A 24,460-nucleotide genomic window follows, 5' to 3' on the forward strand; every position below is an offset into this window, starting at 1 on the left:
GGTAACAGTGCTGCTGTATCCCTTAAGTTATCAATTAAAAAAACAATACAACGCAACTACTTAACTTTCATGCCGCATTATATGTGGTACTAAGGCAATGTCATGTCAGAACAAAAAAATGGTCACACTCGCAGGGATTTTCTGCTGAGAACCATCACCCTGGCGCCGGCAATGGCGGTGGGCAGTACAGCGATGGGCGCACTGGTGGCACCGATGGCCGCTGGGGCAGCAGAACAAAACGCATCACCACAACAGGCGCGTAGCTACCAGCCCACCTGGTTCACCGCCGAAGAGTTTGCCTTTATCACCGCGGCCGTGGCGCGCCTGATTCCCAACGATGAACGCGGTCCTGGCGCACTTGAAGCTGGCGTGCCGGAGTTTATCGATCGTCAAATGAACACGCCGTATGCCACCGGTAACAACTGGTATATGCAAGGCCCGTTCAATCCCGATCTGCCGAAAGAGTTGGGTTATCAGCTGCCGCTGGTACCGCAGCAGATCTACCGTCTCGGCCTCGCCGATGCCGATGGCTGGAGCAAAAAGCAGCATGGCAAAGTGTTTGCTGAGCTGACGGGCGAGCAGCAAGATGCGCTGCTGACCGCGTTTGAAAGCGGCACGGCCGAATTCCCGCAGCTGCCAGCGAAAACCTTCTTCTCCTTCCTGCTGCAAAACACCCGCGAGGGTTATTTCAGCGATCCGATCCACGGCGGCAACCAGGGCATGGTGGGCTGGAAGCTGATTGGCTTCCCCGGCGCGCGCGCTGACTTTATGGATTGGGTGGAACGCGGTGAACGTTATCCGTTCCCGTCAGTGGATATTCGCGGGGAGAGGACGTAAGCGTGGCAAATGAATTGAAAAAAGTGGATGCGGTCGTCGTCGGTTTCGGCTGGGCGGGCGCCATTATGGCGAAAGAGCTGACTGAAGCAGGCCTGAATGTGGTGGCGCTGGAGCGCGGTCCGCATCGCGATACCTATCCGGATGGATCTTATCCGCAGTCAATTGACGAACTGACCTATAACATCCGCAAAAAGCTGTTCCAGGATCTGTCGAAAAGCACCGTCACCATCCGTCACGATGCCTCGCAAACCGCCGTACCTTATCGCCAGCTGGCGGCGTTCCTGCCTGGCACCGGCACCGGCGGCGCCGGTCTGCACTGGTCAGGCGTGCATTTCCGCGTTGACCCGGTTGAGCTGAACCTGCGTAGCCATTACGAGCAGCGTTACGGTAAAAATTTCATTCCGGAAGGCATGACGATTCAGGATTTCGGCGTCAATTATGACGAGCTGGAACCCTTCTTCGATCAGGCCGAGAAAGTGTTCGGCACCTCGGGCAGCGCCTGGTCAATTAAAGGCAAGCTGCTGGGCAAAGAGAAGGGTGGTAACCCGTACGCGCCCGATCGTTCCAGCGATTTCCCGCTGCCGGCGCAGAAGCGCACCTACTCGGCACAACTGTTCGCGCAAGCGGCGGAATCAGTGGGTTATCACCCTTATGATATGCCGTCGGCCAACACCTCAGGCCCGTACACCAACACTTACGGCGCACAGATGGGCCCGTGCAACTTCTGCGGTTTCTGCAGCGGTTACGCCTGCTACATGTATTCCAAAGCCTCGCCGAACGTCAACATCCTGCCCGCGCTGCGCCAGGAACCGAAGTTCGAGCTGCGCAACAACGCCTACGTGCTGCGCGTTAATCTCACCGACGATAAAAAGCGCGCCACCGGCGTGACCTATCTCGATGGTCAGGGCCGAGAAGTGGTACAACCTGCGGATCTGGTGATTCTGTCGGCATTCCAGTTCCACAACGTGCACCTGATGCTGCTCTCCGGCATCGGCAAGCCGTATAACCCGATTTCCAACGAAGGTGTGGTCGGTCGTAACTTCGCCTATCAGAACATTTCGACGCTGAAAGCGCTGTTCGACAAAAACACCACCACCAACCCGTTTATCGGTGCCGGTGGCGCAGGTGTGGCGGTGGATGATTTCAACGCCGATAACTTCGATCACGGCCCGCACGGCTTTGTTGGCGGTTCGCCATTCTGGGTCAATCAGGCCGGTACCAAGCCGATCTCTGGTTTGCCGACGCCGAAGGGCACGCCAAACTGGGGCAGCCAGTGGAAATCGGCGGTCGCGGATACCTACAACCATCACATCTCGATGGATGCGCACGGCGCGCACCAGTCTTATCGCGCCAACTATCTCGATCTCGATCCTAACTACAAAGATGCCTACGGCCAGCCGCTGCTGCGTATGACCTTTGACTGGCAGGATAACGACATCAAGATGGCGCAGTTCATGATCGGCAAAATGCGCAAAATCACCGAAGCGATGAACCCGAAAATGATCATCGGCGGCGCGAAAGGACCGGGCTCGCACTTCGATACCACCGTGTATCAAACCACGCACATGAGCGGCGGCGCGATCATGGGTGAAGATCCGAAAACCAGCGCAGTGAACCGTTATCTGCAGAGCTGGGATGTGTCGAACGTGTTTGTGCCAGGCGCTTCGGCGTTCCCGCAGGGACTCGGCTACAACCCAACGGGCATGGTCGCCGCGTTGACCTATTGGTCTGCCAAAGCGATTCGTGAACAGTATCTGAAAAACCCCGGCCCGCTGGTACAGGCATAAGGAACACGGCGATGATCAAAAGCATTTTAGCCCTGTTTCTGGGCACGATGACGTTCGCCGCAGTGGCGGACGAAGCAGGTTCGGACGCGCTGGTGAAGCGCGGTGAGTATCTGGCGCGCGCGGGCGACTGCGTGGCCTGTCACAGCACCGAAGGCGGTAAACCCTTTGCCGGTGGACTGCCGATGGCGACGCCGATCGGCACCATTTACTCCACCAACATCACGCCGGACAAAGCCAACGGGATTGGTGATTACAGCTATGACGACTTCCAGAAAGCGGTGCGTCACGGCGTAGCGAAAAACGGCGACACGCTCTATCCGGCGATGCCCTATCCGTCTTACGCGGTGGTCAGCGATGACGACATGAAGGCGCTCTACGCCTACTTCATGCACGGCGTGCAGCCGGTGGCGCAGGCGAACAAAGAGAGCGACATTCCGTGGCCGCTGTCGATGCGTTGGCCATTAGCCATCTGGCGCGGCATCTTTGCGCCGGACGTGAAAGCGTTCCAGCCGGCGGCACAGGAAGATCCGCAATTGGCACGCGGTCGCTATCTGGTGGAAGGTCTCGGTCACTGTGGCGCTTGCCATACGCCGCGTAGCATCACCATGCAGGAAAAAGCGCTCAACAACGGCGAAGGCAACAACTATCTCGCTGGCAGCAGCGCGCCGATTGATGGCTGGACCGCCAGCAACCTGCGTGGCGACAACCGCGATGGCTTAGGTCGCTGGAGCGAAGAGGATCTCAAGCAGTTCCTGCGCTTTGGCCGCAACGATCACACCGCCGTGTTTGGTGGCATGACCGATGTGGTGCAGCACAGCCTGCAGTATCTGAGCGATGACGATATCAGCGCGATTGCTAAGTATCTGAAATCCCTCGGCGCGAAAGATCCAAATCAGGCGGTGTTTAAGCAGGATGATGCGGTGTCTCAGGCGTTGTGGAAAGGTGACGACAGCCAGCCAGGCGCATCGACTTATGTCGATAGCTGCGCGGCGTGCCACAAAACCGACGGCAGCGGCTATCAGCGCTTCTACCCCGCGCTGCGCGGCAATCCGGTGGTGATGGCAGACGATCCGACCTCGCTGATTCACATCGTATTGGTTGGCGGCACTTTACCTGGCGTGAAAGGCGCACCCACGGCGATCACCATGCCGGCGTTCGGCTGGCGCCTGAACGATCAGCAGGTGGCGGATGTGGTGAACTTTATCCGTGGCAGCTGGGGCAATGGCGTGAAGTCGAGCGTGTCGGCGAAAGATGTGGCCGAACTGCGTAAAGACGAAACCGTGCAGCCGAAGCAGGGTAATGCAGATATTAAGGTGTTGGAAGGGCAGTAAAATGGCAGGAGGCCAGTGTGGCCTCCTTTCTACTATTTTTTAGTACTCATCATTTCATTAATGAATAATCCTGTTTCATGGTCATTTTTAAATTCTGTATTGTTTAACCTCCCGCAAAACACATTTCTAAATATTATTTAATTTCTCATTGGTAAATGAATAAAAATTATCGCTTAATTGTCGAAAGACTTGTCTTGTGTATAATTTCTGTTGAGTTTTTTTATTGCTTTCAAGACCTTTCTGTTTTAATACCGAATGTTAATTATTTAAAAATCCTTTTGCTATTGCTGTTTTTCATATTTTCAACGCTTTAATTAAAAGGAATTTTTATGTCAACTGCCTATGATCCTATGTTGCCTGGTTTTGAAAACTGGGTTAATACGCCCTATCAATACTGGAAATCTAATGCTCCCGATGCTAAGGATGGCATCGTCGAGCTCGTTATTAATGGGAAAAAATTCACTTCAAAAATAGACGCTAATGGCGATTGGGAATTTCAGTTGCCACTGCAATTAGCTGAAGGCGGCCATAATCTTTCCATTCGCTATGTTGATCTCGCCGGGAACTATGGCGATGTTTATCAGACACGCATTAATGTCGATCTTAGCGCACCGGATAAGCCGGGTATTACGCGCATTATGGATGATGTTGGGAGCGTTAAGGGGCCCGTAGGAGACAAGGGATTTACTGATGACCGTAAACCGACGATTTCTGGCTATGCCGAGCCAGACAGTATTGTTCGTGTGTACAGCAATGGCTTCTTGTTGGGTAGTGTACAGGCGGCGAAAAATGGCCAGTGGACAATGGAACCTAAATTGCGTGATGGCGAACAGCGCATCTACGTCACCGCTACCGATCGTTTTGGCCAGGTCAGTGAAGATTCTGATGTCTTCACGCTGTTTGTAAATGTACCCACCATCAATAAACCTCAATTGCTGGAGGTGTATGACAATTACGGCCTGGAAACCGGTGTCATCAAACATGGTGAGAGCACGGATGATCTTCGTCCATCATTGCGAGGTAATGCGCCAGTTGGCGCCGAATCCGTTCATATTTATGTCAAAGGAAAACGCGTTGGTATTGCTCCGGTTGAGAATGGAAAGTGGGCTTGGGAAGCAAGCTCAGATGTACTGCACTATGGCAAAAACAGCATTACTCTGCGTTCGCAGAATAGTCGAGGTGAATTAAGCCAGCCAACCGCAGCGTTTGACGTGATTGCAGTTGCCCCCACTACGGTGAAGATTGAGTATGCATGGGATAATTTTGGTGATGCACAGGGTAAACTCGCTTCTGGTGCTGATACCGATGATTTAACCCCAGCCTTTAGTGGCAGTGCTGAAGCTCACAGTATTGTCTACCTTCATGCGCGTCATCAGAATGGCAGTTGGTCCCTCAAAGGCAGTGCCGTAGCCGATGCAAACGGATTCTGGAATATTGAAGTAGCCAAACTGACTAACGGCAATGGCGTCTATGATTTTCAGGCATCCAACTCAACAAGTTATAACGGTAAGAGTGGCGAATTCTCTCTCCAGATCAATACATATGTGCAACCCGTCATTGAATCTGCCTACGACAACAATGGTCTGAAACAGGGCACCATCCAGAATGGTGGCCGAACCGACGACCTGACGCCAACCCTGAAAGGGCATGCCTCTGCGGGCGCGATTGTCTACATTCATGTGAAGTATGAAAGCGGCGCATGGTGGGTAAGCGGCAGTACGAAAGCGGATGCCAAAGGTGAATGGTCATATGATATGCCGCAGTTGCCTTACCACAGCAACTACGATTTCCAGGCATCCGGCAGCACGGTACGCGATCCAAAAGCGTCGACTTTCACGCTGTATGCGGGTCCAGACGCGCAGATTGCGCCGGTCATTGATTACCTCATCGACAACAACGGGCTGAAACAGGGCACTATCCAGAATGGTGGCCGAACCGACGACCTGACGCCAACCCTGAAAGGGCATGCCTCTGCGGGCGCGATTGTCTACATTCATGTGAAGTATGAAAGCGGCGCATGGTGGGTAAGCGGCAGTACGAAAGCGGATGCCAAAGGTGAATGGTCATATGATATGCCGCAGTTGCCTTACCACAGCAACTACGATTTCCAGGCATCCGGCAGCACGGTACGCGATCCAAAAGCGTCGACTTTCACGCTGTATGCGGGTCCAGACGCGCAGATTGCGCCGGTCATTGATACCGCATATGACAACAATGGTAAGCTTCAGGGCACCATCCAGAATGGTGGCCGAACCGACGACCTGACGCCAACCCTGAAAGGGCATGCCTCTGCTGGCGCGATTGTGTACGTTCATACTAAGCATGAAAACGGCAATTGGTGGATAAGTGGTAGCACGAACGCCAACGCCAAAGGAGAGTGGGCATATGATATGCCGCAGTTGACTACCTACGGCACCTACACATTCCAGGTATCCGGCAGTGCGGTACGTGATCCAAGCTCCGCCTTTCTCTCGCTGTATGCAGCGCCTGACAGCAGGATTGTCCCGGTCATTGTTACTGCCCATGACAACAATGGTCTGCTCCAGGGCAATATTGTTAATGGTGGCCGTACTGATGATCTGACGCCAACCCTAAAAGGCTATACATCGGCTAATAGCACCGTCTACATTCATGCCAGACATGACAACGGCAAATGGTGGGTCAGTGGCAGTACCAAAGCTAACGCCAATGGCGAATGGACATTTACTACACCGCAGCTCACCTCCTACGGCACGCACGATTTCCAGGTATCCGGTAGCACGGTACGTGATCCTAACGCGGCTATGTTCACCTTTGACGCTAAACCCGATAGCTTTGCATCCAAAATGAATGAAATTTCATCCGATTACTTAGCTGACTTAATCGCAGCCAGCAACCAAAAATCGGTAGTGAATATGGTCAAAATCAGCTCTGGGAATACGCTCAACATTAATGTCAGTGACATCCTAAGTGCGGGTAGCAAAGATCTCTTTATTCAGGATGGAAAAACGCAATTGGTGGTGAAAGGAAACAAAAATGATGTCATTAAGCTAGATGACTTATTAGGCAATGGCATTGATGAAGGTGATTGGCATCGCCAAAAGGGTAAGGTGTCAGTGGCTGGTTTGAAATATCAGGTATACAGCCACGACGGTTTGGATGTGGAATTGCTGGTACAACAGGGCGTGAAAATCGATCTGATTTAACCACTTCTCATCATGGCGGCCAAGTTGGCCGCCATTTTCTTTAATACTTTTCAAATATTCTCCAAATCCATCCCACGGGTTTTCGGCCCATAAATGCCCACCGAAAGCATCACCATCAACATACTCAGCACGATAAAGGCGATCACGCCCTGGCTGCCGGCATACTGCAAAATAATGCCAATCAAAATACTGCTGAACACCGTCGACAGGCGGCTAAACGAGTAGCAGAAACCCACCGCGCGGGCGCGAATGTGCGTCGGGAAAATCTCGGTCTGATAAGCGTGATAGCTATAGGTCAGCCACGCGTTGCTGTAGGTGATCAGGAAGCCGCAGATGATCATCAGCACCGGATTGGTCATAAACGCAAACAGCGTGCCGAACACCACCGTCATCAGCGATGAAAACACGATCTGCCATTTGTTCTCGAGCTTGTCGGCGTAGCGACTGCAAATCAGCGAGCCGAGCGGGTAGGCCAGCGTAATGAAAAACGCATACAGCAGGCTATGCGTGACGGTCGCGCCTTTGCCCGACAGCAGCGCGGGCAGCCAGTTGCCGAAGCCAAAAAAGCCAATCGCCTGAAAGAAGTTCATCACCACCAGCATCAGCGTGCGCTTGCGATAGGCGGGTGCCCAAATCTCACTGAAACGCCCTTGCTTAGGTTGCTCAGGTGCGAACTGTCCCCCATCCCGGCCTTCCCCCACCAGTGGGGGAAGGGGAGAAGAAATACCACAGCGCTTTTCCATCGCGCTCAAAACCTGATGCGCTTCCTGATGCCGTCCTTGTTGTGCCAGCCAGCGCGCGGATTCCGGCAGATTTTTACGAATCAGCCAGATCACCAGCGAGCAGACCGCACCGGCAATCACCACCCAGCGCCAGCCTTCAAGGCTGAGAATGGTTTGCGGCACCAGCCACCACGACATCAGCGCCACCGCCGGTACCGACAGGAACTGGATAAAGAAGGAGAAGGCGAACGCGCGGCTGCGCAGATGCGCCGGTACCCATTCGGAAAGATAGGTATCGATGGTCACCAGCTCGACGCCAAGGCCAATGCCGACCAGGAAGCGGAACAGGATGATCATCTCCGCGCTTTGCTGGAACGCCATCAGCAGCGAAAACGCGCCGTACCACGCCAGCGCGCACATAAAGGTCAGGCGGCGGCCAAAACGGTCGGCGTAGGGCGCAAGCAAACTCGCGCCGACAAACAGGCCAAGGAAAGTCGCGGAGGCAAATGCCGCCTGATCGGCGACGCCGAACACGCCGGCAGAACCGGTATGAAACACGCCCGCCGCCACCAGGCCGGAGCTGATGTAGCCGGTTTCAAACAGATCGTAGAGCTCAAAGAAGCCGCCCAGCGCCAGTAGCGTGATAAAGCGCCACAGACCGGCAGAAGAGGGCAGCGCATCAATGCGCCCGGCTAAGGTGCGGCGATCCGCACTGATGTGGTCGTTCGCCATCCCTGTCGACGTGATTGTTGTCATTGTTGTGTAAACCTCGGTGTTTGCAGAACCCGCTGACGGCTGAGATGGGTTTTAAAAATAATTAACCGTTAGCAAGCGAAGGAATAGCAGGATAATAAATTCGCTGAGCGTTGCCGAGAGGCGGGACGGTGACATTTTGGCAACATACGTTGCAGTTCACAGAAAAGGAGTCGCCATCCGTGGCGCAGGCTTAGTGCAGGCTCGGATAGACGCCCGGACCGATCGGTAAACCGAGCGCATACCACGCCAGCAGCAGCACAATCCAGGTGGTGAAGAACACCAGCGGATAGGGGAAGATCAGCACGTAATAGGTGCCCAGCTGTGCATCTTTTTGATAGCGCTGCAGAAAGCCGAGGAACAGCGGCAGGAACGGCGACATCGGTGCCAGCGGCAACACCGCAGAATCGGCGATGCGGAAAATCATCTGCGCAAACGCCGGATGGAAGCCCAGCAGCATAAACATCGGCACAAATACCGGTGCCAGAATCGACCAGATGGCTGAGCCGCTGGCGATAAACATGCACAGGAACGCCGAGAGGAACATCAAGCCCATAAACGCCGGTGCACCGCTAATGCCCGCGCTTTCCAGCACATCGGTCAGGCCGATAGCCATGAACTTGCCCATGTTGCTCCAGTTGAAGAAGGCAACAAACTGCGACAGCGGAAACACCATCACAATAAAGCCCGCCATGCTCTTCATCGGATCCACCAGCAGCTGCGGGATATCATCCGCGTGGCGAATCTGCTTTGTCACCGCGCCATAGGCAATCGCTACCACAAAGAAGAACAGGATGATGATCGGCACAATGCCCTGAATAAACGGCGACGGAATGATACCGCCGGTTTTCGGATTGCGCAGCGGCGCGTGTTCCGGCACCACCAGCAGCGCCATCAGCGCGATAAACACCAGCGCGGCGATACCGGCAGCTTTCAGGCCGCGATTCTCCAGCGCAGTGAGCGGCGGCAGGCGATCGTTGTTGCCGCCGTTCCACGCGGGCAGGCGCGGCTCGACAAACTTGTCGGTCAGTAGCGCACCGGCGATGGTCAGCACAATCACCGAGCTGGCCATAAAGTACCAGTTGTCGATCACGCTAACGTGGACGGTATCGCTCACCGCTTTGGCGGCTTCGCTACTGATGCCGGACAGCAGCACATCGGTGGTGACAATCAGCAGGTTGGCGGTAAAACCGGACGCCACGCCGGCAATCGCCGCCATCAATCCCGCCACCGGATGGCGTCCCACCGCGAGGAAGATCAGCGCGCCGAGCGGCGGCATCACCACCAGCGCGGCATCGGACGAAATGTGGCTGAAGAAGGCGATAAACAGCACCATGTAGCTGGCGTAGCGACGACTCACACGCGACGCCATTTTTACCATCAGTGATTGCAGCAGGCCGACTTTTTCCGCCAGGCCCGCACCAATCACCAGCGCCAGAATCGATCCCAACGGCGTAAAGCCGCTGAAGTTTTTGATGATGTTGGGCAGGATCCACTGAATCCCGGCGACGCTTAGCAGGTTGTTTACCCGCACCAGTTCGCCGTTGGCCGGATTTTTCACCGCCACGTCGAGGCTGCTGAGTATGGCGGTGGCCACCATCAGCACCACGATCAAATAGACGAACAGTAAGAATGGATTCGGCACTTTGTTGCCGACGCGTTCAATCCAGCTAAACAGCTTTCCGGGGCTGCGGTTCTCCGTGGTCACTTCCATTGCAGGTCCTCATCTCGTCTTGTTATGTTTGCATGCCCGTTGGGGGCTATATTTTTGTATTTTTTTTGGTATTTCAGTGGTCGCCATGAATGGCGATATGTTTCGTGCGTTCATGGTGATGGTCGCCATGAATGGCGACCCTACGTCGTAGGGTGCGCATTTATGCGCACCGTGTTACGAATCGCACGATTACTTCAACTTCGACGGTGTGACATCCGCTGGAATCGGGCAGACGTAAGGCTGCTCGCGGCGCACGCGCTGGAACTCATCGCGGCAGCGCGCCAGCGCTTCATTATCCTGCAACAAGGTCAGCGCGGTGGCGGCCATCACTTTGGCGGCCAGACACATGCCTTTGTGCGCAATGGACGTGCGGCCCTGCGCCACCAGCTGCCAGGTGTGCAGCGGCGTGCCGAAGGCGAAGCAGGGCGCAAAACACTGCGCGGTGGGCGTCACCCAACTCACATCGCCGACATCGGTTGAGCCGTAAAGGATCTCGCGCGTCACTGCATACGGCGCCACTTCATCCATCAGAATTTTGTCGCCGAGCGCTTCACTCCAGGCAACGCCCGCTTCACCGCCGGTGCGCGCTGCATTGAGACGCGCGTTGCGCAGATCGTCTTTGCTTAGCGTGGATCGCATCTCGGCGGCAAACGCCTGTTCCGCTTCACTGTAATCAGGCAAACCAAACTGATGCAAATAGCGCTCCATCACGCTTTCCAGCGCGCGATTCGGCACGTAATTGGAGCAGGCTTTATCGAAGCGCACCGTCATCTGCGTGTCGGTCATCAGGGCCGCGCCTTTGGCGATGTTGATGACGCGCTGATAGATATCCTGCGCCTGATCGAGCTGCGGCGCGCGAATCAGATACAGCACTTCGGCGTCGGCTTGCACCACATTGGGGGAGACGCCGCCGGCATTGGTCACTGCGTAGTGCAGACGCGCTTCCTGCACGATGTGCTCGCGCAGGAAGTTGGCGCCGGTGTTCATCAGCGTCACCGCATCCAGCGCGCTGCGTCCTAAATGCGGCGAGTTGGCCGCGTGCGCCGCCACGCCTTTGAAGCGGAAGGCGGCCTGAATATTTGCCAGCGTGCTGAGGTTGAACATGCCGCTGAAACCTTCGGGATGCCAGGTCACGGCCGCATCAACATCGTCGAATAAGCCTTCGCGCACCATAAAGGTTTTGCCGGAGCCGCCTTCTTCACCCGGACAGCCGTAGAAGCGCAGCGTGCCGCGTTGGCCATGCTCCGCCCACCAGGCTTTGATGGCGAAAGCGGCAGCCAAACCGGCGGTACCGAGCAGATTGTGGCCGCAGCCGTGGCCGTTGCCGTTTTCCACCAGCGGCTGCGGCGTGGCGCAACCCGATTGCTGACTCAAACCCGCCAGCGCATCGAACTCGCCGAGAATGGCGATCACCGGTTTGCCGCTGCCAATGCTGGCGATAAACGCGGTGTCGATGTTGCCGACGCCGCGCTCAACGCGAAAACCTTCCTGCTCCAGCGCATCGGCCAGCAGCGCGGAAGACTTTGTCTCTTCAAAGCGGGTTTCCGGTACGTCCCAGATGGCATCGCTGAGGGCGGTAAAACGCGGTTGGTTTTGGTTGATGTAGTGATCGATAAATTCGCTGTGGCTCATCGCTGGCCTCCAACCTGCGCTTGATTGAGGGCCAGCGTCGCCAGCGTTTGTACGGCGGTCGCCATGATCGCTTCGTCGAAATCGAACTTCGCGTTGTGATGGCCTGCCGCCAGATCGCAACCGAAAATCACGTAGGAGGATTGGCCGCCGCGCTGCTGCACGCGCTCCAGCATGTAGGTGGCATCTTCCGAGCCCGCCGCCTGCTGTTTGGTATCGATCACCGAGTTGAAAATGCCCAGCGCCTCGGCCTGCTGGTGGATGAATTCCACCCACGCCGGGCTCGGCGTACAGCTGCGTGCGCCGCCCATCAGCTTGACGTCATACTCCACGCCGTACATCGCCGCCGCACCGGCAATCACACGCAGCGCCTGCTGATAGATATCGTCGTTAACCTGATTGCTGACGCCGCGCGTTTCCACCTTCATCAGCGCGCAGTCGGGCACCACGTTGCGTCCGGTTCCGGCTTGCAATACGCCGACGTTAACGCGCGCCACGCCGCCGCTGTGCTGCGGCAGATTGTGCAGCGCCAGCGTAGCCTGCGCCGCAGCCAGCAGGGCGTTGCGACCCTCTTCCGGTTTGCCACCGGCGTGCGCGCCGACGCCGGTGAAATTGACGTCGAGTTTGGTGGTGGCGAGGAAGCTGTCGCTGCCACAGACGATTTCTCCAGCGGGCACGCCAGTACCAAGATGGATGGCGGTGAACAGATCGACATCATCCACCACACCGGCCGCGACCATCGCTTTCGCCCCGCGCACGCCTTCTTCGGCGGGCTGGAAAATGAGTTTGATGGTGCCGCTCAGCTGCGCTTGCATCTCCATCAACACGCCCGCCAGCGCCAGGCCGATAGTGGTGTGGCCGTCGTGGCCGCAGGCGTGCATCATGCCGGGATTGCAGGAGGCAAAGCCTTCGCGCGTTGGCAGATGATCGGCGGCGCGGCTTTCGTTCTGATCGAGCGCATCCATATCCACGCGAAAACCCATCACCGGGCCCGGACGACCGGTTTCCAGCGTGGCGACCACGCCACAAAAACCGCCGGAGAAGTGCTTAATCCACTGCGGCAGCGCGCCTTGCTCCAGCGCGCGTGCTTCCTGCTGCACCAGCACCTCATCAGAGGGCAATCCCATGCGCGAGTCGGCATCGATCACCTCGCGGCCCAGTTTGAGTTGATAACCAAGACGATGCAGCTCTTCAGCCACCAACGTGGCGGTGCGGAACTCCAGCCAGCCCGATTCGGCAAAGTGGTGCAGATCGCGTCGCCAGGCCTGCATCTGCGGGATGCGCGCGTTGACGAGGTCAGAAAGGGTTTTCATCGGCATGTCCTTTGTGTTGGTTTTTTATGCATTCATCCGAATCTACACATTGGTTTTGCCGCGCATAAGATGCGAATATCTTGCTACTGATAAACAACGGTTATCATCAAACTATGTCTGCGAACCTCAAACTTCATCAGCTGCGCGCGTTTGTTGACGTGGCACGTCAGGGCAGTATTCGCGCCGCCAGCCGCTTGTCCGGGCTTTCACAGCCTGCGCTGACCAAAGCGATTCAGGAACTGGAGCTGGCGCTGGGCGCACGCCTGTTCGAGCGGCGACAGCAGGGCGTAACGCTGACCGATATCGGTGATAACTTTTTTCAGCATGCCAGCCTGATACTGGAAGAGTTGCGGGTAGCGCAGGAAGATATTCAGCAGCGGCTGGGATTAGCCGGCGGGCGCGTTAACATCGGCGTGGGCGGCAGTATTGCGCGCACCGTCATGCCGCAGGTGATTAATCAATTTCATCGCGAGTATCCGCTGGTTAAGGTGCGGATTGTTGAAGGTCAGCTGGTTTCGATGGTGCATGAACTGCGCCAGGGCGAACTGGATTTCACCATCAATACCTATGATAAAAATCATCTCGATCAGGAATTGGTGTTTGAACGGCTGATGGAGCGTGATTATCAGGTGGTGATGCGCAAAGGACATCCGATGGCGCACGCGCGCACGCTGGCTGAGTTGCAGCACTGCGACTGGACCATGCCGACGCCGCAGGGAAGCTATTATCGGCTGCTGCACGATCTGTTTGGCGAGCGCGGCATGGCACCGAAAATCGTCGTCACCTGCGAGACCTTTATGGCCTGCACCAGCCTGGTGGCACAGAGCGATTTCGTCAGCATTATTTCGCGCGATGTGATTGAAGACCCGACGCACGGCGGCCAGCTGATCTCCCTCGAGCTCGACGAACCCTTACCGAAAGCCACTTTCTACCTTATCCAGCGCAAAGACACCGCGCTGACACCGATGAGCGCCTACATGGCGCAGCTGTTTCGGCGCTACTGTCAGCAAAGGTAAGAGTGCGGCCTGGCTCGCAACGGTATAAATAATGTGCACTACACTTGCAGGGGACGTTCCCTTTATGGAGTACAGAGCATGCAAGTTACCCCGTATGTTTTTTACAGCGGTCGCTGCGAAGAGGCGATTGCCTTCTACCTCGACGCCACCGACGGCGAGCTTCTGTTCAAGATGACTTATGGCGATATGCCGGATGAAACGCCGGTGGAGGACGAAGGTTGTATCTCGGGCGTGAGCTTTTCGCCGGAGCAGATTATGCATGCCCACCTGCGCATCGGTCAGGGCGAATTGATGATGAGCGATGGCGCACCGCAGGCGGCGTATGGCGGTTTTGCCGTGAGTTTATCCACGCCGGATGAGGCGCAAGGCAAGCGTTGGTTTGAGGCGTTGTCAGCGGGCGGTGAAGTGACGAAAAGCTGGGCACCGACGTTCTGGGCCAATGGCTTTGGCATGTTGACCGATAAGTTCGGCGTACCGTGGATGGTGAATGCGTATAAGCCGCAGATTTGAGTATAGGGTGCGCGCTAGCCCTCACCCAGCCCTCTCCCGCAAGCGGGAGAGAGAGTAGGTAGGGGCACGATCTGTTCCCTCTCCCACTTGTGGGAGAGGGTTAGGGTGAGGGAAACCAACAACTTAGAAGTTGTAACCCACCACCAAATAGTAACCCCAGCCAGTCGATTTCACTTCAAACGGACCGTTACCGAAGTTCACCTCCTGGCCGTCAGCCCACTGGCCGCCGTTGTGGAAATAACGCGCCACGGTTGAAACATGCCAGTGATCGTAGTTCAGCGACAGAATGTGGCTCGATGCAATCGAGTTGCTGGTGCGTGAACGATCGGACTTATCACGCAGATCGGAACCCCAGTCGAAGTTGGTGAAGCCGATGTAGCTCAGCTTGCCGCCCCACAGATCGGTAATCGGCACAAAGTATTTCACCTTGAAGCGGTAACCATCCCAGCTGTTTTCGTTCGCCGCACCGTAGTTTTCCCACTGGTATTTCGCGTAAACGTTCAGCGACAGGCCGATATCGCTGTGCGTATCGATGTCAGTGCCGAGACCCATGTACCAGGTGTTCTGACGGCTATCGCTGTTGCGACCCATGTCATAGATGTAGTTGTTGGCGAAGTACCACTCTTTAAACGGACCAAAGGAGAGATCGGTGCCGGTCAGCTTATCGATGGAGAAACGTGGCTCAATTTCCATGAACATCGGCGAACCGTGGTCGAACACGCCGTTGGCGTTGCTGTTGCCCACGCCGAAGAAGTTGGTCAGATCGAGGTAGCCGTAGAAATCGAACCAATCCTTTTTAGCAAAGGCTTCGTATTCCAGATACACGTCGTTGTTGAACTGGGGTCCAAAACGGGTGTGGTAGCTGCCCACCACGTTCACGCTCTGATGCCACCAGTCAGAAACGTACTGCGGATCGCTGTCTGCCGCTTGTGCCGCACCAGTCCAGCTGCTGGCCAATAAGGCCCCTGCTATCAACGCTTTATATTTCATTATTGTTAACCACATGCTTTTGATCGCCGGGCCGTCGCCGCGATCGGGTGAAATTGATCCCAGGGGATGGGCAGTGAGTTGTCGTATCCGGTCTGTGTCGCCAGATTTTCAAGCTTGCGTAATGTGCCTGTAACAGAGGCATAGAAAATAGATTTTGGTCACGTTTGTCAAAAAGTGTTGCAGTTTGATTCACTGGAAATGTGATCGTTATCACATAAAGACCGTGAGGCGAACGGAACCCCGCAACCGTTTACGTGTCGCGTTCGTCGGGAAAAAGGGGTTGAGAGAATGGTGCGATAGGTTGCATGGTCGCCATGAATGGCGACCCTACGGGTTATGGGAGGGTAACGCGTACCTGCAGGCCGGCAATCTGGCCCTGTTGATCGTGGCGGTTCGACAGCGCAACTTGCATCTGATGCTTTTGCGCCACACTGCGCACAATCGATAAGCCCAAGCCGCTGCCTTGCGCCTGCACGTCCGGCGAACGGGTGAAGCGGTCAAAGGCGCGTTCGATAAAGGATTCCGCCATGCCGGGCCCGTTATCGACAATATCCACCACGGTGTGATTACCGACGCGATGCAGCAGCACATCGACCAGGCTGCCTTCCGGCGTGTGCAGCATCGCATTGCCGATCAGGTTATCAAACAGGCTTCGCAGATCGGAGCGGCTGGCGTGCAGGCGATAATGGGTGGTGCCGTTAAAGCCGATATCAATGCCGCGCTTATCTGCCACCACCATCAACTGCTCAATGCTCTCTTTCAGCAGGTCGTCCAGCTCGATGCTTTCCACCGTGGCGACCACCGATTGATCTTCCTGACGCGAGATATTCAGCAGCTGCGTCACCAGATGGCGCGTGCGCGTTACGCCCGCTTCCAGCTGATCGAACTGGCGGCGGGCTTCTCCGGGTTGAATATGTTGCCGCAGATTCTCCAGCTGCAAGGTCACGGCGGTGACCGGCGTGCGCAGCTCATGCGCCGCATCTTCGAGGAACTGACGCTGCGATGACCAGGCCGCGCGCAGTCTATCCAGCAAGGCGTTGTAAGCTGCCACCAGCGGCAGCACTTCGTCCGGTAAACCATCAGGTGAAACGCTATGCGGATGCAGCGTTTCCTGGGCTGCGATATGGCGCGACGCCACGCGTAAATCACGCGTTATCGCCCGCACCACCAGCCATATCACGATCAGTGAGAGCGGCATCATCAGCACCAACGGAATGATGGCGGAGAGCGCTCGCTTGACCATGATACTTTTCATGTAGCCGATATTATGCAGCACCTGAATATTGCCGATTTCACTGCCCAGCTCGCCGGGCCGCGTGTAAACACGCCATTCGCAGTCGTCGCCACAATCCCCGACTTTCAAATCGGTCCAGCCTTTTTTCAGCTGCAATGGCGCATGCAGGCCCGGCCACGAGCTGGCGCGCAGATGGTTGCTTTCGTCCCACAGCTGAACGATATAGGTGCTTTTGAGTTTCTCTTCATGCATCACCATCGGCATCAGCGCCGGCATGCGTTGGCTGCTGGCCCAGGCATCAGCGATCTTGGCGAGCTGATCGTCCTTCATGGTACCCATCATGTCGCCGTAGCAGTGATAGAAATACCAGGTGACGCCGCCGATCATCGCCAGATGCAGAATCACCAGCGTGGCGAGCAGTTTGTTACGCAGCGAGCGCATAAAGGTGAAAGGTTTCATATTGCCGGTACCCGCCAGCCAAGTCCGCGTACGTTGCGGATCACTTCGTTATCCAGTTTGCGGCGCATACCGTGAATCAGTACATCCACCGCGTTGCTGCTGACCTCTTCGCCCCAGCCGTAAATGCGGTTTTCTAACTGTTCGCGTGAAAGGATGGCGCCGGGCCGCTCCAGCAAGGCGTAGAGCAGGGCATATTCACGTGCGGTGAGCTGTTCGCGCTGGCCTTTATACAACACTTCGCGCGTCATGATGTCGATCTGCACGTCGCCGCTGCCGAGCAGAGAATCTGCCGCACCGTGGCGACGGCGGGTAATGGCGCGCATACGTGCCAGCACCTCTTGCAGATCAAAGGGTTTCAGCAAATAGTCATCCGCGCCGCTGTCCAATCCCTGAATGCGCTGCTGCACGGTATCGCGGGCGGTGAGCACCAGCACCGGCGTCATGTCGCCGCGCGTGCGCGCTCGTCGCAGCACCTGCAAGCCATCTTCACGCGGCAAGCCAAGATCCAGCAACACGCAGGTATAGCCGCCTTCGGCCCAGGCATTGCTGGCATAGACGCCGTCGCGTACCCAATCCACTGACCAACCTGCCGCTTCCAGCGCTTGCTGCAGATTCGCGCCAATCATTTCGTCATCTTCTACCAGCAGCACACGCATGATGCCCTCCAACTCAACTGAACGCAGTGTAGCGACAGATAATTAGGCCAGAATTATACCCGTTTTCCCGCTTGCTAATTCTGCGCTAATTTTCTGCTAATTAAGGGATAAATTTAACGCGCTATTGTGGCGGCACTGGACACATTGCCAACGCAGGAGAATCCCATGAATCAGCGCGAATTTATCCGTAGTTTGCTGGACTGGATAGAGAATAACTTAGGGCACGATCTTCATCTGGATGAAGTAGCACGCCGCTCGGGATACTCCCGCTGGCATCTGCAACGTCTGTTCCGTCAGCACACCGGTTTTTCGCTGGCCGAATACATTCGCCAGCGCCGCTTAACCGAATCGGCATTGACGCTGATTAACAGCGATGAGGCGATTTTGCAGGTGGCGATGAGTTACGGCTTCGATACGCAGCAGGCTTATACTCGCACCTTCAAAAACTACTTCATGGTTACGCCAGGCCAGCTGCGTCGCCAGCGTCGCGTCGAGCCGGATCGTTTATTGTTCCCATTAGCCGTCGCGTAGGGTCGCCATTTATGGCGACCAGGATCGGGGAATTTGTTATAAGCTGCTGTTCTCACTCTCTTAACTGCCAGAGAACATGGACAACAGCGACAATCTCTCCGCCATGATGCTGTTTGCACGCGTAGTGGAACGGCAAAGCTTTAGCGAAGCCGCACGCACCTTAGGCGTCTCCAAATCCCACGTCAGCCGTGAAGTGGCGCGGCTGGAAGTGCGCCTCGGCATCAAGCTGTTGCAGCGCACCACGCGCAAAGTGGTGCTGACGGAGCTCGGCCAGGCTTACTATCCGTTCTGTGTGCGCATGCTGGAAGAGATGCATCGCGCCGACGCCTTTGTGCAGCAGGTGCATCAACTGCCCGCCGGCAACGTGCGCTTGCAGGCGCCGGTCACCTACGGCTGCCAGTGCGTGGTGCCAACGCTAAATGACTTTATCCGCCGCCATATTCACATCAACGTTGATCTCGAACTCACCACTAGCGATGACCCGCAACCCAGCGCCGACGTGGCGATTGTCATCCGCGCACGTGCGCCCGATGCCGCTAACTATCGTGAACTCGCCAGCATTGATTGGGGCTTGTACGCTACGCCGGATTATCTGGCGGCGCATGCGGACATCGATCATCCCGACCGCCTGACGCGCCACGACTTACTGCTGTTTCACGGTCCGGCGCACACCGCCGCGCTGCCATTTCGCCGTGATAAACAGCGGCTGGCGTTGGATGTACATAGCCGTTTCCGCGCTAACAACAGCATGGCGCTGCTCAATGCGGCGCTGGCGGGGACCGGCATCGCTTATCTGCCTGCTTATATGACGCAAGATGCTTTGACGCGCGGCGAAATTCAGCAGGTGCTGCCGGAGTGGCAAATGGATCGCCTGCACAGCTATCTGTTGCTGAAAGAGCAGCCGCAACCCTCTTCGCCGGTGACATTGCTGTGCGATGCCTTAATCAAGGCGCTCGGCATGGCGTAATTGTTGTTATCTGGCAACAATGCTACGCCGCCTGGCAATTATCATAACAACCCTGTTTTCTCTGATTGCTCGCTGTTAGCCTGCTAAAAAAGCAAAAAACAGGGATATCACCATGCAGCAACCTCCACTCGCGTTAGCGCCCGAACAGCAACACTGGAAGCGAAATTTATGTGTCTGCGTGCTGGGTTCGTTCAGCACCATCGTGGCGATGACACTACTGTTGCCGTTTCTGCCGCTCTACGTGCAGCAACTCGGCGTGCAGGAACCGGCGGCGATTGCGCGCTGGTCGGGTGCAGCCTACGGCGCCACCTTCCTCAGCGCCGCCCTGACCGCGCCGCTTTGGGGCAAACTGGCCGATCGCTATGGCCGCAAACTGATGTTGATTCGCGCCAGCCTCGGCATGGCAATTGCGATGTCGCTGATTGGCATGGCCACCGCGCCGTGGCAACTGGTGGCGCTGCGTTTGCTGGCGGGTTTGCTCGGCGGTTACGCCTCGGGATCGACCATTCTGGTGGCGGCGCAAACGCCGAAAGAGCAAACCGGCTGGGCGCTCGGCGTGCTGTCGTCCGGCATCATGGCGGGCAACGTGGTGGGGCCGCTGCTGGGCGGCGTGTTGCCGCCGCTGATTGGTATTCGTCACACCTTTTGGCTGACCGGCGCGGTGATTTTCCTTGCCTTTCTCGCAACTACTTTTCTGCTGAAAGAGGTGCCGCGCTCCTTCGGCAAGAAAACCGTGCAAAGCAGTGCAGCCGATGAGGCACCGCCGAATCTGCCGGTGGTGCGACTGATGTGGCTGTCGGGCATGCTGCTGATTTTCGCCAATATGTCGATTGAGCCGATCATCACGCTGTATATCGGCCAGTTTGTCAGCGGCGATCACGCCATCACCGTCACCGCCGGTTTAGTGATGGCCGCCGCCGCGCTCGGCAGCATTCTCTCCGCACCGCGTCTGGGACGGCTGGCCGATCGCGTTGGGCATGGTCGCGTGCTGATTTACGGATTGATAGCCTGCGCGTTGCTGTTGATCCCGCAGGCTTTTATCAGCGAAGCGTGGCAATTGGTGGTGCTGCGTTTTCTGATGGGCATGGCGCTGGGTGGATTGATGCCGTGCGTCACGGCGCTGATTCGTCACAGCGTGCCGCAGTCGCAGGTGGGTAAGATGCTGGGGTATTCCACTTCGGCGCAGTATGTCGGCCAGGTTTCAGGTCCGCTGTTTGGTGGCTTTGTTGGCGGCGCGTTTGGTATGCGTCCGGTGTTTCTGGCCACCTGCATAATTATGGCGCTGTGCGCGCTGTTAAACGCCCGCGTGCTGCGTAACCGCTAACTCGTAGGGTCGCCATTCATGGCGACCTTCATGATGGGCGCACCGCAAGTTTGTGCGGTTTTTGCAAAGGTCGCCATAAATGGCGACCCTACAAAAAAGCGGGCCTAAGCCCGCTTTATTACTTCAACGCGAAAACTTACTTCGCATCTGGCAGTGCATAAGCAATCACATAATCACCCAGCTTGGTACCAAACGAACCGTGACCACCTGCCGCGATAACAACGTACTGCTTGCCATCCACTTCATAGGTCATCGGCGTAGCCTGGCCGCCCGCTGGCAGTCGTGCTTGCCAGAGCATTTCACCGGTATTGGTATCGAATGCACGCAGATAGTTATCTGCGGTAGCACCAATGAAGAACACGTTACCTGCAGTGGTGATTGGGCCGCCCAGCATTGGCATACCCATTTTGAACGGCAGTGGAACTGGCGCGCTATCGCGAACCGTACCAATGCGTTTTTTCCACACGGTTTCGTTGGTCTTCAGGTCAACCGCTGAGACATAGCCCCACGCCGGTTGTTTACATGGCAGACCAAACGGTGACAGGAACGGATTCAGCTCCACGCCGTACGGTACGCCGTACTGTGGCTGGATGCCGGTTTCAGTACCTGAACCGCCTTTGTCGTCAGCCGGTGGCTCGATCGGGTTGCCCGGACCGCGCGGAACCAGCTTGGAAACAAACGGCAGCGCCATTGGGTTAGCAATCGCAATCTGACGATGTGGATCCACCGCGATACCGCCCCATTCGAACATGCCGAGGTTGCCTGGGAAGACCAGCGTACCTTGCTCAGACGGCGGGGTGAACGGACCTTCATAGCGCAGACGCTTGAAGATCACGCGGCACACCAGCTGGTCGTACATCGTCGCGCCCCACATGTCCTTGTCCGTCAGATTCTGTTTCGGACGGAAGGTCAGTTCGGAGTACGGCTGAGTTGGTGAAACGTGGTCACCTTTGGCGGCGCCCTGTGGAACCGGGGTTTCCGGCGCAGGGACAACCGGCTCGCCGGTGCGACGATCCAGGACAAAGATGTTACCGGTTTTCGCTGGTGCATAAATCACCGGAACGGTTTTGCCATCTTTGGTGGTGATATCGGCCAGCGTCGGCTGCGACGGCAGGTCCATATCCCACAGATCGTGATGCACGGTCTGATACGACCACACCAGCTTACCGGTAGTGGCGTTCAGTGCCAGTACGCTGCTCGCATAACGTTCCTGCTCTGCGGTGCGGTTGCCACCCCAGATATCCGGCGTTGACACACCCATTGGCAGGTAAACGATATCCAGCTTCGGATCGTACACCGCCGGCGCCCATGAGTTCGGTGAATTCATGGTGAAGGTGTGTTCATCCTGTGGAATCGCGTTCGGATCTTTCGCGCCCGGATCGAACACCCACAGCAGTTTACCGGTGTTGACGTCGAAGCCACGGATGGCGCCAGACGGCTCACGGGTTGAGTAGTTATCGGTGACCGCGCCCGCTACCACGATGGTAGTGTCGGTGATGACCGGCGGTGAGGTCGGCTCGTACTGACCTGGGGTCAATACTGGCTGCTTGTGCTGCAGATCCAGTTCACCGTTGTTGCCAAAGGCAGCACAACGTTCACCGGTTTCCGCATCCAGCGCGAACATGCGGCCATCATTTACCGGCAGGTAAATACGGCGTGAGCACAGCGCAGGTTGGGTATTGGCCGCATCAGCTGCAGCAGGGACTTCGTGATAAGAAACGCCACGGCAGGTCACGTGCTGGAAGGTTGGATTCGGCTTCAGGCCCGGATCAAATTTCCACTTCTGCTTACCGGTTTTAGCATCCAGCGCAAACAGAATCTGATGCGGTGAGCACAGATACAGGGTGTCGCGGATTTTGATTGGCGTGACTTCATCGGTGATTTCGCCCGGATCGTTTGGCGTCTTCAAATCGCCGGTCTGGAACTGCCAGGCAACCTGCAGCTCTTTAACGTTACCGGTGTTGATCTGCTTCAGCGGCGAGAAGCGGGTGCCTTGCTGGTCACGTGCATAGGCAGGCCAGTCAGCATCATTGATGTTGCTCAGCGGCTGCGCCTGCGGAGCATTAGAGGCTGCCGCTGGAATTTCACCGTTCAGCTCTTGTGGATCGTGGAACACTGCCCACGCCAGCACCAGCACGCTGGCAAGCAGCGCCACTGACAACAGCGCCAGAGCGCCTTTGCCGGCATTATTCAGACCGCGATACACAAACGGTAGAATCAGCCAGATGCCGAAGATCACCAACACATCGGTACGCGGTGCCAGCGCCCAGAAGTCGAAACCGACTTCCCACACGCCCCACACCAGCGTTGCCAACAGCAGCAATGCGTACAGCAGTAATGCTGAGCCGCTACGGCGCCACAGCAGAATAGCGGTGATCAACATGACCACACCGCCAATAACGTAGTACCAGGAACCACCAATGGCGGCTAACCAAACGCCACCAACCAGCATAAACGCGCCCGTCAGCAGTGCAAAAAGCACTGTGAGAAAACGGATTACGCCAAAAGATGAGGAAGCTTTCCCCATAATATTGACCTCTTTCTTTGCCATTAAAAACTAAAAAGGAAACAACGCGTTGGGTTGCTTCCCGACATAGAGTACGAAATAACGAAACGGTTCGAACGACGCTTTCCATGCGGCGAGATGTTCCCTTTGCGTTAAATTTTATCTTAAAAACGTTAAAGGGTTTGATATTTTTAGTGCTTTGCACGCGTGGAGAGGAAGTAGTGCGACATTTTATGGGGGAATAACGGTGTTATGTCCGGTTAGATCGGGCCATAACACCTAAGAGCAACACTTTGTGTAAACGTTTACCCTTCGAGCAGTATGCTGCTGGTACGTTGCTCTTGCCAGCCGCTCAAATTAAGTTGCGCATAATGTTCAGCAGGCAGCGTTAACTGCTGGGTACGTAATATTACCTCCGCTTCTCTTTCGCGACAGGACTCCAGCAGAAAAGGAAAGCTGAACTTGAGGTAATTATCGTTAAAAAACTCATCGGTCAGCACAATACCGCGAAAAGGAAAGGTGGATATATTCTTCCAGCAAGTGCCGGGTGGTGCCAAATCATATAGCCAAAATGAGAAACGCTCTGCGGCCTGGCGTAATGCACTATCTTGCTGAACTAAGTCGGCATAATCGATCGCCAGTTGTACATTCTCATTCTGCAGGCAGGAATAATTATCCGGCGCCTGTAAAAAGCGCACAAGGTTATTTCCCGTCAACGGGATGATTATTAATTCGGGTGCATCCGGCAACTGGTTATGCAGCGAAATTATGTTGCCTCCATTAAGTGTTGTCGTGCTTTCCGGTTCGCAATGCATAAAAGGTGCTGAATAACACACGCCAGCTAGCGCACCGTCGAAACGGCGAATGCGCTCAGTAACATAAGGATTATAAGATCTGTTTTCCATTTATCTCTGTGAATAAATTAATTGGATGCAACGTCTTAATTATTATAAGAACGGGCGACTGGTGAAATCTTAACCCCGACAATATAAACCC

The 24,460-nt window shown here is 55.9% G+C and carries 18 protein-coding genes; 9 read left to right on the forward strand and 9 right to left on the reverse strand.

Annotated features, from left to right (window positions below; all coding sequences use genetic code 11):
- The first annotated feature begins 102 nt into the window (after window positions 1–102).
- The 4 genes from AC6I8A_RS01930 (at window position 103) to AC6I8A_RS01945 (ending at window position 7,140) form a co-directional block, all read left to right on the forward strand.
- Window positions 103–837, forward strand: coding sequence for a gluconate 2-dehydrogenase subunit 3 family protein (locus tag AC6I8A_RS01930; protein ID WP_101762365.1), 735 nt, complete (start codon window positions 103–105; stop codon window positions 835–837).
- Between the two features lie 2 nt (window positions 838–839).
- Window positions 840–2,624, forward strand: coding sequence for a GMC family oxidoreductase (locus AC6I8A_RS01935; RefSeq protein ID WP_256698180.1), 1,785 nt, complete (start codon window positions 840–842; stop codon window positions 2,622–2,624).
- 11 nt (window positions 2,625–2,635) lie between these two features.
- Complete coding sequence (locus AC6I8A_RS01940; RefSeq protein ID WP_436332714.1) at window positions 2,636–3,955, forward strand: c-type cytochrome; 1,320 nt, start codon at window positions 2,636–2,638, stop codon at window positions 3,953–3,955.
- A gap of 329 nt (window positions 3,956–4,284) precedes the next feature.
- Window positions 4,285–7,140, forward strand: a complete 2,856-nt coding sequence (locus AC6I8A_RS01945; protein ID WP_265300713.1) for an Ig-like domain-containing protein — start codon at window positions 4,285–4,287, stop codon at window positions 7,138–7,140.
- Between the two features lie 50 nt (window positions 7,141–7,190).
- On the opposite strand, the gene AC6I8A_RS01950 is transcribed toward AC6I8A_RS01945, so the two are convergent.
- The 4 genes from AC6I8A_RS01950 to AC6I8A_RS01965 form a co-directional block, all read right to left on the reverse strand.
- Window positions 7,191–8,618 carry an MFS transporter gene (locus AC6I8A_RS01950; protein WP_256698184.1) on the reverse strand — a complete coding sequence of 476 codons (1,428 nt, stop codon included), beginning with the start codon at window positions 8,616–8,618 and terminating at the stop codon, window positions 7,191–7,193.
- A 190-nt stretch (window positions 8,619–8,808) separates the two neighbouring features.
- A complete protein-coding gene (abgT, locus tag AC6I8A_RS01955; RefSeq protein WP_256698186.1) occupies window positions 8,809–10,329 on the reverse strand; it encodes a p-aminobenzoyl-glutamate transporter in 1,521 nt (506 codons plus the stop codon).
- Between the two features lie 189 nt (window positions 10,330–10,518).
- Entirely contained in the window at window positions 10,519–11,961 is a 1,443-nt protein-coding gene (locus AC6I8A_RS01960; RefSeq protein WP_497817931.1) for a M20 family metallopeptidase, read from the reverse strand.
- Window positions 11,958–13,271 (reverse strand): amidohydrolase, encoded by a 1,314-nt coding sequence (locus AC6I8A_RS01965; RefSeq protein ID WP_497817932.1) that lies wholly within the window; start codon window positions 13,269–13,271, stop codon window positions 11,958–11,960. The genes AC6I8A_RS01960 and AC6I8A_RS01965 overlap by 4 nt, the downstream gene beginning before the upstream one ends.
- 113 nt (window positions 13,272–13,384) lie before the next feature.
- Between AC6I8A_RS01965 and AC6I8A_RS01970 the strand changes: the two genes are divergently transcribed.
- Both AC6I8A_RS01970 and yjdN read left to right on the forward strand, forming a co-directional pair.
- A complete protein-coding gene (locus tag AC6I8A_RS01970; RefSeq protein ID WP_497817933.1) occupies window positions 13,385–14,287 on the forward strand; it encodes a LysR family transcriptional regulator in 903 nt (300 codons plus the stop codon).
- Between the two features lie 78 nt (window positions 14,288–14,365).
- The gene (gene yjdN / locus AC6I8A_RS01975; protein ID WP_137384991.1) at window positions 14,366–14,797 is read left to right on the forward strand and encodes a VOC family metalloprotein YjdN; all 432 of its coding nucleotides are present in this window, start codon (window positions 14,366–14,368) and stop codon (window positions 14,795–14,797) included.
- A gap of 123 nt (window positions 14,798–14,920) precedes the next feature.
- On the opposite strand, the gene AC6I8A_RS01980 is transcribed toward yjdN, so the two are convergent.
- The 3 genes from AC6I8A_RS01980 to AC6I8A_RS01990 all read right to left on the reverse strand — a co-directional run bounded on the left by AC6I8A_RS01980 (window position 14,921) and on the right by AC6I8A_RS01990 (window position 18,136).
- Complete coding sequence (locus AC6I8A_RS01980; RefSeq protein ID WP_008105602.1) at window positions 14,921–15,787, reverse strand: nucleoside-specific channel-forming protein Tsx; 867 nt, start codon at window positions 15,785–15,787, stop codon at window positions 14,921–14,923.
- 334 nt (window positions 15,788–16,121) lie between these two features.
- On the reverse strand, window positions 16,122–17,480 hold the full coding sequence (locus AC6I8A_RS01985) for a sensor histidine kinase (protein WP_265300728.1): 1,359 nt from the start codon (window positions 17,478–17,480) through the stop codon (window positions 16,122–16,124).
- Complete coding sequence (locus AC6I8A_RS01990) at window positions 17,477–18,136, reverse strand: response regulator (RefSeq protein WP_008105599.1); 660 nt, start codon at window positions 18,134–18,136, stop codon at window positions 17,477–17,479. Before AC6I8A_RS01990 ends, AC6I8A_RS01985 begins: the two co-directional genes overlap by 4 nt.
- A gap of 165 nt (window positions 18,137–18,301) precedes the next feature.
- Between AC6I8A_RS01990 and AC6I8A_RS01995 the strand changes: the two genes are divergently transcribed.
- From AC6I8A_RS01995 to AC6I8A_RS02005, 3 genes are all read left to right on the forward strand, one after another.
- Window positions 18,302–18,667, forward strand: coding sequence for a helix-turn-helix domain-containing protein (locus AC6I8A_RS01995; protein ID WP_008105596.1), 366 nt, complete (start codon window positions 18,302–18,304; stop codon window positions 18,665–18,667).
- Window positions 18,668–18,743: 76 nt separating this feature from the next.
- On the forward strand, window positions 18,744–19,634 hold the full coding sequence (locus AC6I8A_RS02000; protein ID WP_293792040.1) for a LysR family transcriptional regulator: 891 nt from the start codon (window positions 18,744–18,746) through the stop codon (window positions 19,632–19,634).
- Window positions 19,635–19,746: 112 nt separating this feature from the next.
- A complete protein-coding gene (locus AC6I8A_RS02005; protein WP_479490241.1) occupies window positions 19,747–20,958 on the forward strand; it encodes an MFS transporter in 1,212 nt (403 codons plus the stop codon).
- Window positions 20,959–21,094: 136 nt separating this feature from the next.
- Here the strand turns inward: AC6I8A_RS02005 and AC6I8A_RS02010 are convergent, their stop codons facing one another.
- Entirely contained in the window at window positions 21,095–23,485 is a 2,391-nt protein-coding gene (locus tag AC6I8A_RS02010; protein WP_256698192.1) for a glucose/quinate/shikimate family membrane-bound PQQ-dependent dehydrogenase, read from the reverse strand.
- Window positions 23,486–23,769: 284 nt separating this feature from the next.
- Entirely contained in the window at window positions 23,770–24,369 is a 600-nt protein-coding gene (locus AC6I8A_RS02015; protein ID WP_479490240.1) for a hypothetical protein, read from the reverse strand.
- Window positions 24,370–24,460 lie beyond the last annotated feature (91 nt).

The organism is Pantoea sp. X-Soil-ISGK-275 (assembly GCF_059730795.1).

What these genes read in the sequence shown, in the direction of transcription:
- AC6I8A_RS01960 (WP_497817931.1), bottom strand. Translation starts at nt 11,961, where the DNA reads ATGAGCCACAGCGAATTTATCGATCACTACATCAACCAAAACCAACCG.
- AC6I8A_RS01995 (WP_008105596.1), top strand. Translation starts at nt 18,302, where the DNA reads ATGAATCAGCGCGAATTTATCCGTAGTTTGCTGGACTGGATAGAGAAT.
- AC6I8A_RS02005 (WP_479490241.1), top strand. Translation starts at nt 19,747, where the DNA reads ATGCAGCAACCTCCACTCGCGTTAGCGCCCGAACAGCAACACTGGAAG.
- AC6I8A_RS01980 (WP_008105602.1), bottom strand. Translation starts at nt 15,787, where the DNA reads ATGAAATATAAAGCGTTGATAGCAGGGGCCTTATTGGCCAGCAGCTGG.
- AC6I8A_RS01990 (WP_008105599.1), bottom strand. Translation starts at nt 18,136, where the DNA reads ATGCGTGTGCTGCTGGTAGAAGATGACGAAATGATTGGCGCGAATCTG.
- yjdN (WP_137384991.1), top strand. Translation starts at nt 14,366, where the DNA reads ATGCAAGTTACCCCGTATGTTTTTTACAGCGGTCGCTGCGAAGAGGCG.
- AC6I8A_RS02015 (WP_479490240.1), bottom strand. Translation starts at nt 24,369, where the DNA reads ATGGAAAACAGATCTTATAATCCTTATGTTACTGAGCGCATTCGCCGT.
- AC6I8A_RS01945 (WP_265300713.1), top strand. Translation starts at nt 4,285, where the DNA reads ATGTCAACTGCCTATGATCCTATGTTGCCTGGTTTTGAAAACTGGGTT.
- AC6I8A_RS01965 (WP_497817932.1), bottom strand. Translation starts at nt 13,271, where the DNA reads ATGAAAACCCTTTCTGACCTCGTCAACGCGCGCATCCCGCAGATGCAG.
- AC6I8A_RS01940 (WP_436332714.1), top strand. Translation starts at nt 2,636, where the DNA reads ATGATCAAAAGCATTTTAGCCCTGTTTCTGGGCACGATGACGTTCGCC.
- AC6I8A_RS02000 (WP_293792040.1), top strand. Translation starts at nt 18,744, where the DNA reads ATGGACAACAGCGACAATCTCTCCGCCATGATGCTGTTTGCACGCGTA.
- AC6I8A_RS02010 (WP_256698192.1), bottom strand. Translation starts at nt 23,485, where the DNA reads ATGGGGAAAGCTTCCTCATCTTTTGGCGTAATCCGTTTTCTCACAGTG.
- AC6I8A_RS01985 (WP_265300728.1), bottom strand. Translation starts at nt 17,480, where the DNA reads ATGAAACCTTTCACCTTTATGCGCTCGCTGCGTAACAAACTGCTCGCC.
- AC6I8A_RS01930 (WP_101762365.1), top strand. Translation starts at nt 103, where the DNA reads ATGTCAGAACAAAAAAATGGTCACACTCGCAGGGATTTTCTGCTGAGA.
- AC6I8A_RS01950 (WP_256698184.1), bottom strand. Translation starts at nt 8,618, where the DNA reads ATGACAACAATCACGTCGACAGGGATGGCGAACGACCACATCAGTGCG.
- AC6I8A_RS01970 (WP_497817933.1), top strand. Translation starts at nt 13,385, where the DNA reads ATGTCTGCGAACCTCAAACTTCATCAGCTGCGCGCGTTTGTTGACGTG.
- abgT (WP_256698186.1), bottom strand. Translation starts at nt 10,329, where the DNA reads ATGGAAGTGACCACGGAGAACCGCAGCCCCGGAAAGCTGTTTAGCTGG.